The 10,634-nt window shown below is 64.6% G+C and carries 8 protein-coding genes; 4 read left to right on the top strand and 4 right to left on the bottom strand.

Annotated elements, in window-relative coordinates; all coding sequences use genetic code 11:
* On the bottom strand, positions 1-210 hold a 210-nt coding region (locus FJ222_10075; GenBank protein MBM4164768.1), incomplete at its 3' end, for a Tol-Pal system protein TolB.
* A 220-nt stretch (positions 211-430) separates the two neighbouring features.
* Between FJ222_10075 and FJ222_10070 the strand changes: the two genes are divergently transcribed.
* Positions 431-2,389 (top strand): squalene--hopene cyclase, encoded by a 1,959-nt coding sequence (locus FJ222_10070; protein MBM4164767.1) that lies wholly within the window; start codon positions 431-433, stop codon positions 2,387-2,389.
* Here FJ222_10070 and FJ222_10065 read toward each other — a convergent pair.
* Genes FJ222_10065 through FJ222_10055 form a run of 3 tightly spaced genes read right to left on the bottom strand, consistent with a single transcriptional unit; the run spans position 2,332 to position 4,027 of the window.
* Complete coding sequence (locus tag FJ222_10065; protein MBM4164766.1) at positions 2,332-2,862, bottom strand: DUF3267 domain-containing protein; 531 nt, start codon at positions 2,860-2,862, stop codon at positions 2,332-2,334. The two genes, FJ222_10070 and FJ222_10065, sit on opposite strands and share 58 nt — an antisense overlap.
* Complete coding sequence (locus FJ222_10060) at positions 2,859-3,794, bottom strand: hypothetical protein (protein ID MBM4164765.1); 936 nt, start codon at positions 3,792-3,794, stop codon at positions 2,859-2,861. The genes FJ222_10065 and FJ222_10060 overlap by 4 nt, the downstream gene beginning before the upstream one ends.
* A 5-nt stretch (positions 3,795-3,799) precedes the next feature.
* Entirely contained in the window at positions 3,800-4,027 is a 228-nt protein-coding gene (locus tag FJ222_10055) for a hypothetical protein (GenBank protein MBM4164764.1), read from the bottom strand.
* Between the two features lie 319 nt (positions 4,028-4,346).
* On the opposite strand from FJ222_10055, the gene FJ222_10050 reads away from it, so the two are divergent.
* From FJ222_10050 to FJ222_10040, 3 genes are all read left to right on the top strand, one after another.
* The gene (locus FJ222_10050; protein MBM4164763.1) at positions 4,347-4,730 is read left to right on the top strand and encodes a hypothetical protein; all 384 of its coding nucleotides are present in this window, start codon (positions 4,347-4,349) and stop codon (positions 4,728-4,730) included.
* 7 nt (positions 4,731-4,737) lie between these two features.
* On the top strand, positions 4,738-5,736 hold the full coding sequence (locus FJ222_10045) for an L-glyceraldehyde 3-phosphate reductase (protein MBM4164762.1): 999 nt from the start codon (positions 4,738-4,740) through the stop codon (positions 5,734-5,736).
* A gap of 2,145 nt (positions 5,737-7,881) precedes the next feature.
* A partial coding sequence (locus FJ222_10040) for a hypothetical protein (GenBank protein MBM4164761.1) occupies positions 7,882-10,634 on the top strand: 2,753 nt, incomplete at its 3' end.

Here is a 10,634-nt window from a genome sequence, read left to right as displayed (position 1 = left end):
CTGCCCCGCCGGGTCGATCTTGAACCATCCCGAGCGCTCCAGATCGCTCCGCAGGGTCTGCACGAAGAGGCTTCCCGTCTCGCCCGCGGCCGCGAGCCCGGCGAGGCTGACCGCATCCTTGCCGGCGCCGGCCCCCCGCACCACGATGTCCGCGCCCCACACGGCCGTCACCAGTCCCACGACCGCAATCATCAGTGAAAAACGTTTCATCGCCGCCCCGCTCCTGTTCGCTCTTCCACCCGCCTGCCGCATCGCGGCAGGCTCCTGTCACACGCACGCCGGAAGTATCGCACGTTTGCGCGGGTCTGTCCATACACCCCAACAGCGCCCTGGTTATTGCGGGCTCCGGGATTGACGCGCCGCGCGCCCCGGCGTATAGTGTCGCCCCTCGACCGGCCCGCTGCGCGCGGCCGGGCTCATCTCGCCCGCCATGACACAGGAACGTCAGCCTGTCCCCGCTGGCGCCGCCGGCCACCCCGGGTCGGCGGCCGATCCGCTGCTGGAGCGGCTCACGCAACAGATGCTGCGGCAGCGGGGCGCCGACGGCGTCTGGGAGGGTCACCTCTCCTCCAGCGCCCTGGCGACCGCGGTCGCCGCCTTTGCGCTGCACCAGGTTGATCCGCGCGGACACCGCCAGCGGGTCGGCCAGGCGCTGCGCTGGCTCGCCGCCCATGCGAACGCCGACGGCGGCTGGGGCGACACGCCGCACAGCCTCAGCCATCCCAGCACCACCCTCCTGTGCCGCGCGGCGCTCACGGCCGCCGATCCCGCCGATGCCGGCTGCCGCGCGGCGCGGGTCGCGGCGGACGCCTGGATCGCCCGCCGCGCCGGCTCCCTGGCGCCCGAGGCCATCGCCGCCCTGACGCTCACATGCTACGGCCGCGACCGGACCTTTTCCACGCCCATCCTCGTCATGTGCGCCCTGACGGGATTGCTGGGCAGCGCCGCGAGCCCCTGGCGCCACGTGCCGCCACTGCCGTTCGAGCTGGTCGCGATACCCGCCCGCTGGTATCGCCTGGCCGGGCTGCCGGTCGTGAGCTACGCCCTGCCCGCGCTGATCGCCCTGGGGGTGGCCCACCACCGCCGCCGGCGCTCCCGCCTGCCGGGGCTGGCGCGGCTGCGCGATGCGCTCACGCCGCTGGCGCTGCGCAAGCTCGCACGCATCCAGCCGGCGTCGGGCGGGTTTCTCGAAGCCGCCCCGCTGACCGGCTTCGTGGCCCTGTCGCTCTGCGCCGCCGGCGAAGCCGATCACCCGGTGGTCGGCCGCGCCGTCGGCTTTCTCACCGCCACGGTGCGCGCGGACGGAAGCTGGCCCATTGACACCAACCTCAAGACGTGGGTCACCACGCAGGCGGTGGAGGCGCTGGCCGGACTGCCGCCGGCCGACGCCGCGCGCCTGTCGCAGTCCGGCGTGTTCGCCCCGGTCCGCGACTGGCTCCTGCGCACCCAGCACCGGGCGCCGCACCCGTACACCGGCGCCGCGCCCGGCGGCTGGGCCTGGACGGACCTGTCGGGCGGCGTGCCCGATGCGGACGACACGGCCGGCGCGCTGATCGCGCTGCGCCACCTGGCCGGTCCGTCTGATCCCGTCGCATCGCGCGCCGCCGAACACGGCCTGCGCTGGCTGCTCGATCTGCAGAACCGCGACGGCGGCCTGCCGACCTTCTGCCGCGGCTGGGGCAAGTTGCCGTTCGACCGGAGCTGTCCCGACCTCACCGCGCACGCGGTGGCCGCGATGCGGGCGTGGTTCGACGCGTCGCCCCCCCGACTCCGCGCCCGCCTGCGCGCCGGCATGCGGCGGGCGCTCCGCTATCTCGAACGGAGGCAGAACCGGGACGGCAGTTGGACGCCGCTCTGGTTCGGCAACGAACACGCGGCCCACGGCGAAAACCGCACCTACGGCACGGCCAAGGCCGTGCTGGCGCTGAGCCGGCTCGACGCCGCCGAGGATCGCTCGCGTCTGGCCGCGATGCTGGCGGCGGCGGTCCGCTGGCTGCGGGACAACCAGAACGACGATGGCGGCTGGGGCGGCGCCCGGGGGACGCCCTCGAGCATCGAGGAGACCGCTCTGGCGACGCGCGCGCTGGCCGTCGTGCGGGCCGCGCCGGACACGGCGGCCGGCAGGGGCATGGCCTGGCTGCAACACAACCTCCCGGAAGCGGATGATCTGAAACCGGCGCCGATCGGGCTGTATTTCGCGAGCCTGTGGTATTGGGAGCGCCTGTATCCGTTGATCTACGCGCTCGGCGCCTGCGCCGCCGTCACGTCCGTGCATCACTTCTCCGTCTCTAATAATCAGGGAAGACACCTCGCTGTCCACCTACATGGCTCTCAGAACAGGTGGTCGAGAATCAGAGTGGGCAAGCCCAGGCCGATGGCGATGCCATAGATGTAGTCGAGCCAGAAAAAAGTGAGCATGTTGGCGATATAGATGGCTATCACCAGCGGAAAACTCAGAATCGCCAGCAGGTTGAAAGAGCGGGCAGCCTGTTTCGCTTGCACCCACAAGTTGGATGCATCTTGCATCGACGGAAAAGCATGCATTCCTATTGAAATTCCCAGCCATAACAAGAGGTATGACAGGGGGTCGGTCATGCCAAATATCCGCACCGGCACAAACGCCGGCAAACAGACGAAGAAGCACAGCGCCGAATTGATAATGAAAGGGCCGACCGCCACAAGAAATGAGGTAACAAAGTCATCCACCCGACCATGCACTACGTACCCGGCGGGGTTGCCAAATCGGAAAAAGCATACATCGAGTATAGGCACACCCCTGATCTTGCAAAAGAGCATGTGCGCCGATTCGTGAACGATTACGCCAGGAAATGTCATAATGGAAATAATAAAACCTGGTATCATGGCTGCTCCTTTGGCTGCCGCCAGCCGTTTGGGAATCTGCGGGCAAACTCCTTGTGATCGATGACTTCTCGGGTGTAGAGACGATGCAGAATTCTTTGTTGATAACTCTCAAAATATTCGGGTGAGTTAGTTGTGCGTGACGCCGTCCCCGCTTTTTCGAGCGATTCGAGAGCTCGTTTCTTGAATTGTTCATCGCCGCTTTGCGCATACAGGCATGCGTATGCCGAAGCTATCTGCCCCGCAAACGTTGAGTCGTCGGGATGCTTGTTTTGCACTTGCATCGCCAGATCGAGGAAGGCATTATAGTCCTTGGTATCGAAGGCGATTCCGATTTTAGCGTTGATGATACTTTCTTCCACCGTTGGCCGCAGTTGAGATGGAAGCGAACCGCCGCACGAGTTTAATCGCGCAATCGCCTGATCCCATTTCTCCTGCCGCATCAGGACAGCACCTTCGTAGAAGCAAGCCACGGCGCGCAGATCCTTTCTTTCGGGGATACAGGTCGCAGCGGCGTTGAGGCTGGTAGCGGCCTTTTCAATATCTCCCGTGTTAAGGAACTTGTGGGAAGCCTTCAACTGGACGTATCCCTTGATAAACCGCACATTCCATGCAAATGAGAAAACTACCAGACCGCCCACAACGGTCATGGCAACTTTGATCCATAGAGGAAAAGGCCGGTTTCTAATAAAGCTTTCGCACTGCGGACAGACAGGAAGTTCGGCGACGGCATGAAAGTCTATGAGTCCATTGTCCTTGCCGCACTTGACGCAAATCGTAGGGTCTGTTTGGTGCTCAACAATTGGCTTGGTCTTGAGATTCTTGTCCGACAGGATCTTTTCTGCGCAGGCGATGCACACCACTTTGCCGGCCACCTTGAGTGTTTGATTGACGGAGCATTCTAATGCACAATCTGCACATTTGCTTTGTTTCATTGTCATTACCCGATTGAAAAGAAATCGCCTTTCGGTTGGCCCCGGTCCGCCCGCGCCGAAATCATGCCGGAACCGGTCTGACGCAGCGATGTCATGGCGAAGAGCATGGTTATCATGGCGGGGAGCATGGCAGAAACCGGAATAAGTGTCAAGAACGTCGGGTATAAGCGTCCCCCCGTGCTTTCAGGCAGATCGCCATCCATCGTTTCGAGCGGACGCTTGCCGTTCTTCACCTCCGCTTGGTGCTCATGTGTTTAGGCTTACATATAAACTGCTGTTTGTCAATGCTCCTCAGCAATTCCTGCAGCAATTCTAATTATGAGGCGATTGAGTTATCGGGGTCGGGGTCGGTATCGGAATCGGGGTCGAATTTCCGTTGGTTTTATCGATACCGATACCGATACCGACCCCGACGCCGATGGTCCCATCTTCAAAATTAGAATTGCTGGCAATTCCTGTTTGCTGCCCGCCGCAAATTCCAGATGGCTTGCCTCTGTGACTTTTGTTAGACTACCGGCCATTCAAATAGCAGGGTTCAACAGGAGGAATCGAATGAGTACGAACGAGATCGCCCGGTACTTTGAATTGCGGAAGCGGATCTTCGAGATCGAGGCGCAGCTCGAAGCCATGAAACCTGCGGTCGCCGACCAGCTCCGCCGGCAGAACGGCGTCGCCCGTCTGGACGGCTACGACCTGATCCTGAGCACCTTCACCGCGTGGAACTATTCCCCCAGGATCGAGGCGCTGCAGCAGTCGCTGAATGAGGCCAAACGGGGCGAGCGGCAGAACGGTACGGCCTCGGTCAGGGAGAAGCGCGATATGTTGGTCCTCAAGGCCCACCGGGACGCGGATCAGGTTCGCGAGGAAGAGGCTACGTACGGCGAGTGGGAGTCAGGCGACGGCACGCGCCCTGTTCAACACGGTTCGCCGCTGTAGGCATCATATGGACTACGAACCCGACCCGAAGCGCTACGAGCGCGGCATGATCTACAACCGGTGCGGGCGCAGCGGCCTCCGGCTGCCGGCGGTCTCGCTCGGCCTGTGGCATAACTTCGGCCAGGCGGCGTCATCGGCCGCGTGCCGCGAGATTCTCGCCACGGCCTTCGACCTCGGCGTGACCCATTTCGACCTGGCCAACAACTACGGTCCGCCGGCGGGCGCGGCCGAGGCGCGGCTGGGCGCGCTGCTGAGGGACACCTTCGGCGCCTGGCGCGACGAGCTGGTGATCGCGACCAAGGCGGGCTACTTCATGTGGCCCGGCCCTTACGGCGAGTGGGGCTCGCGCAAGGGGCTGCTGGCGAGCCTTGATCAGAGCCTGAAGCGGCTCGGGCTGGACTACGTGGACATCTTCTATCACCACCGGCCCGATCCCGACACGCCGCTGGAGGAGTCCATGGGGGCGCTCGACACGGCGGTCCGCCGGGGCAAGGCGCTCTACGCCGGCCTCTCCAACTATCCCCCCGAACTCGCGCGGCGCGCGGCGCGGATCCTGCGGCAGATGGGCACCCCCTGCGTGATCCACCAGCCCCGCTACAGCATGCTCGAGCGCGGGGTCGAGGACGGCCTGCTCGCCACCGCCGAAGAGGAGGGGTTCGGCGTGATCGCCTTCTCGCCGCTGGCGCAGGGGGTGCTCACGAACAAGTACGCCGCCGGCGTCCCCGCCGATTCGCGCGCCGGCAAGGGAAGCCCCTTCCTCACCGCCGCCCGTCTGACTCCCGCCGCCGTCGACACCGCCCGCCGCCTCGCGCCGATCGCCGCCGACCGCGGCCAGTCGCTCGCGCAGATGGCGCTGGCGTGGGTCTTGCGCGACACGCGGGTCACCTCGGTGCTGATCGGCGCCAGCAGCGCCGACCAGATCCGTGAGAATATTGGTGCCCTGCGCAACACCGTCTTCTCCGAGGATGAGCTGGCCGAGATCGAAGCCGTCCTCGCCGACGCGTGAGGCCCTGTTCCGGCAGACGTGGCATTGTACATTTCTCGCAAACGTGCTACGTTAGCCCCTCCGCTGGAACGATCATTCGTTTCGCGCGGATTAGGGCAACTAAGCGGGAACTTTTTCGCCCCGGCGGGTGTCTCATCCTGCACACATCACAGGAGAGTGTCTATGCTGATTAAAACGCTCACGACCGTTTTCACCTTCGCCGCTGCGGCGGTCATCGCCACCGCCGCCACCACCCCAACCTGGCAGAAGGTCTACGAGGCCCGCGACAAGGGCCTTCCCAAATCCGCCATCGAGGAACTCCAGCCCATCATCGCCGACGCCCTTCAGAACAAGAAGTACGCCGAAGCGATCAAAGCTGTCTGCACCAAGATCGCCCTGGAGGGGCAGATCGAAGGAAACAAGGCGGAGGAGAAGGTGGTCCGACTGGAGGCCGAAATCGCCAAGGCCCCGGCCGAGATGAAGCCGGTGATGGAGGCGATCCTGGCCAACTGGTACTGGCACTATTTCCAGCAAAACCGCTGGCGCTTCCAGCAGCGCACCCAGACCGCCGAGCCGCCCGGCACCGATTTCACCACCTGGGACCTGCCGCGCATCCTCGCCGAGATCGACAAACACTTCATCGCCGCGCTGGCCAATGAGAAGGTGCTCAAGACCACCCCGATCGGAGCCTATAACGACCTGCTCGAAAAGGGCACCGTCCCCGATACCTATCGCCCGACCGTCTTTGATTTTCTGGCGCATGAGGCGCTGGCGTTCTATCAGGCCGGCGAACAGGGCGCCGCCAAGGCCGAGGACGAATTCGAAATCGCTGCGGATAGCTCGATCTTCATGGATGCGCCTGCGTTCATGGGCGGGTGGCTTGCCATGCCGGATACGGCTTCACCCCGGTTCAAAGCGATTCGACTCTACCAGAAGTTGCTCGCCTTCCATCAGAACGACACGGACAAAACCGCCTTCATTGACGCCGATCTCTGGCGCCTCGCCTTCGGAAAGAATCAGGCGGTCGGCCCCGACGTGAACGAGAAATACACCGCCGCCATCAAGCGGTTCGTGGATCAGTGGGCCGACCACGAGATCTCGGCGCGGGCCCTCGCCGCCTGGGCGTCCGTCGTCCTGGAAGAGGGCGATCCCGCCGCCGCGCACACGCTGGCCGCGCGCGGCGCCAACGCCCATCCCGCCAGCACGGGCGGTGCCGAGTGTTACAACCTGATGCGGCAGATCGAGGCCAAACAGATCAGCATCACCGCCGAGCGGGTCTGGAACGCGCCGTGGCCGACCCTCTCACTCAACTACAAGAACCTGACGAACGCCTATTTCCGCGCTGTCCCGATGGACTTCACGGCGTTTGTCTCCAAGCAGCGTTGGGGCTACAGCGACGCGCTGCATAATCTGGATTGGAAGGAGCGGGATGCGTTCATCGCCGGTCTCATCGCCCGGAAACCGGCCGTCGCGTGGGATGCCGCCCTTCCGGCCACCCCCGATTTCCGCGAACGCATCGAGAAAATCGCCGTTCCCAAGGACCTCAAACCGGGGTTCTATTTCATTCTCGCCAGCCACGACGCGGCATTCGCCGCCGACAACAACCAGATTACGCTGGCCGCCATCTGGGTCAGCGATCTGGCGCTGGTCATGCGGCCGGCCCATTCCGAAGGGGTGCTGGACGGCTTCGTGCTCAAGGCTCTGTCCGGCGCGCCGATCGAAGGCGCAACCGTGCGGACGTGGACGCGCAACGACCACGGCAAGCTGATCACCGGCCCGGAGACGAAGACCGACACCAACGGCATGTTCCGCTTCACCACCCGCAGCGATCAGGGGCTGTTGCTGCTGGCGCAGAAGGACGATCAGACCATCGCCAGCGATGCCATGTTCTCCATCGGCCAGTCGGAGACGGAGGCACCCTCCGCAGGCACCGTCTTCTTTACCGACCGCGCGCTCTATCGCCCTGGTCAGACCATCCAGTACAAGGGGATTTGCCATTCGGTGGACCCTGCGGGCAACACCTACCGCACGCTCGCGGGACAAACGCTGACCGTGGTCTTCCGCGATCCCAACTACAGGGAGATCGCCCGGCAGCAGCACCGGGCGAATGACTACGGCGCCTTTTCCGGCAGCTTTACCGCGCCGGGCGGCGTGGTCGCCGGACAGATGACGCTGCAGGTCATTAGCGGACCGCCCGGTTCGACCGCCTTCAACGTCGAGGAATACAAGCGGCCGAAGTTTCAGGTCGAGCTGGCGCGGCCCAAGGACGCCGCCAAACTCGGCGCGGCCGTCGTCGTCCCCGGTACCGCCACCGCCTACACCGGCGCGGCCATCGGCGGCGCCAAGGTCCAGTGGCGCGTGGTGCGCGAAGTGCGCTTCCCGCCGTGGTGCTGGTGGGGCTGGTACGGCCTGCCGCCGGGGCGCGGCGCCAGTCAGAACATCGCCCACGGCACCGCCCTGACCGGCAGCGACGGCACGTTCGCCGTCACCTTCACCGCCCTTCCAGATCTCTCCGTGTCGGAGAAGACCGAGCCGACGTTTACCTTCACGGTCACTGCCGATGTGACCGACACGACCGGCGAGACGCGATCCGACAGTCAGAGCCTTCTGGCTGGCTACACCGCGCTCGCCGCCACGATCCGCGCCGATGCGTGGCAAACGCAGGACAAGCCGGTCGAATGGACGCTGGCCACGACTTCGTTTGACGGCGAACCGCAGGCCGCCGAGGGGACGCTTAAGATTCATTTGTTGAAGCAGCCCGAGCGCATCGAGCGCGCCGCGCTTTCCGAAAACAGACCTTATTGGTTCTATCGGTCTGGACGCGCCGCGAACACGGAGCCCCAGGCCGACCCCGCCAATCCCGACTCCTGGGAGCTGGCTGAAGTCGTCGCCGAGCAGCCTTTCAAGACCGGCGCGACCGGCGAGCTGAAGCTCGCGACGCCGCTCAAGGCGGGCATCTACCGCGCGATGCTCGAAACGAAGGACCGGTTCGGCAAGACCGTGACCGCACGTCAGACGATGCAGGTGATGGATGTGAAGAGCGCGACGTACCCCGTGCGGGTGGCGCACCAGTTCGCCGCGCCCGCGTGGTCGGTCGAACCGGGCACAACCTTCACCGCGCTCTGGGGCACCGGCTATCCCACGGGCCGGGCCTACGTCGAGTTGCGCCACCGCGGCACGACGCTGCGCGCGTTCTGGACGGGCGCGGGGCGGACGCAGGAGATCATCGAACAGGCGGTCACCGAAGCGATGCGCGGCGGGTTCACGGTGCTGATCACCTATGTCCGCGAAAACCGCGCCTATCTGGAGAACCGCGTCGTGGATGTGCCGTGGTCGAACAAAAAGCTCACCGTCAAATGGGAGCACTTCACCTCCAAGCTCGAACCCGGCAAGCAGGAGACCTGGACCGCCGTGATTACCGGCTCGGATGGTAGGGCGCGACCGCCGGGCGCGCCGAAGGCTGCGGAGAGCGGACGGCCCGGCGGTCCGTCCCTACCTGCGGGTGGACAGCCCGACGATCCGTCCCTACCAGTGGAACGTGCCGTCGCCGAGATGGTCGCCACCCTCTACGACGCCTCGCTGGATCAATACCTGCCGCACAGTTGGATGCAGGGGTTCAACGTCTTTCGCCGCGAGACCAGCCGTGTCAGCCCGCAGTTCGAGAACACGGCGGTGCCCTTCCAGCACATTCTTGGCAACTGGGGCAGCGACAGTCGTTCGGTGACGCTGCTCTACCGTCGCTATCCCGACGACCTCTCGGCGCAGATCTGGTGGGGCGGATGGGGTAATCATCGCCGAGATGGCATGGCCTTCTCGAAGATGGCCCGAGCCAGCGGCGCGGCGATGGAGATGGCGGATGCAGCACCCATGATGACGTCCGCGATGCCGGCAGAAGCGGAGATGAATGCTGCGGGGCTTGCGCAGATGGTGGTCGCTCCGGGATCGGGGTCCGCCAGCAGCGAGCCGCCGCCCCCCCCTTCTGTCGCGCTGGACAAAGTCACGGCACGCAAGAACCTCAACGAAACCGCCTTCTTCTTCCCGCACCTGGTGAGCGACGCCGAGGGCGTGGTGCGGATGGCGTTCACCCTGCCGGAGGCGCTGACGGAGTGGACGTTTATGGGCTTGGCTCATGATCGCGAGCTGCGCAGCGGCTATTTGCAGGACAAGGTGGTGACGGCCAAGGACCTGATGGTCGAGCCGAACCCGCCGCGGTTCGTGCGCGAGGGCGACGTGATCGAATTCACCGTCAAGGTCAGCAACCAGTCCGCCGCCCGCCAAAGCGGCACCGTGCGGCTGACGTTTGCTGACGCGCGGACGCTGAAGGATGTAACGGCTGCGCTTCTCGCTGACACCCGAAACCTGACACCTGAAACCTCTTTCGACATTCCGTCGAAGGAGTCGAAATCGTTCGCCTGGCGCATCACGATCCCCGATGGCATGGACTTCCTCACCTACAAGGCGGTCGGCGCGACCGACCGGCTGAGCGACGGCGAGGAGGGCAACCTGCCGGTGCTGTCGCGGCGGATTCTGGTGATCGAGTCGCTGCCGCTGCCCATCCGAGGCAAGCAGACCAAGACATTCGAGTTCACCAGGCTGCTGCAATCCGGCGCGTCGAAAACGCTGAAGAGCGAAAACCTGACCGTGCAGATGGTGAGCCAGCCGGCGTGGTACGCGGTGATGGCGCTGCCGTATCTCATGGAGTATCCGCATGAGTGCAGCGAGCAGGTCTTCAACCGGCTCTATGCGAACAACCTCGCGCGGTTCATCGCCAACGCCGACCCGAAGATCCGGCGGATCTTCGACCAGTGGAAGAACAGTGGCACGGGCGTCTCGCCCGTGGATGGCGGAAAGGCAGGCGGGACGCCTGCCACACTGGATTCGCCGTTGTTCAAGAACCAGGAGCTGAAGGCGTTGATGAT

It is taken from the genome of Lentisphaerota bacterium, assembly GCA_016873675.1.
Lineage (GTDB): Bacteria > Verrucomicrobiota > Kiritimatiellia > RFP12 > JAAYNR01 > VGWG01.
Note: the sequence above shows the minus strand (reverse complement) of the source record. Positions and strands in the feature narration are given on the sequence as shown.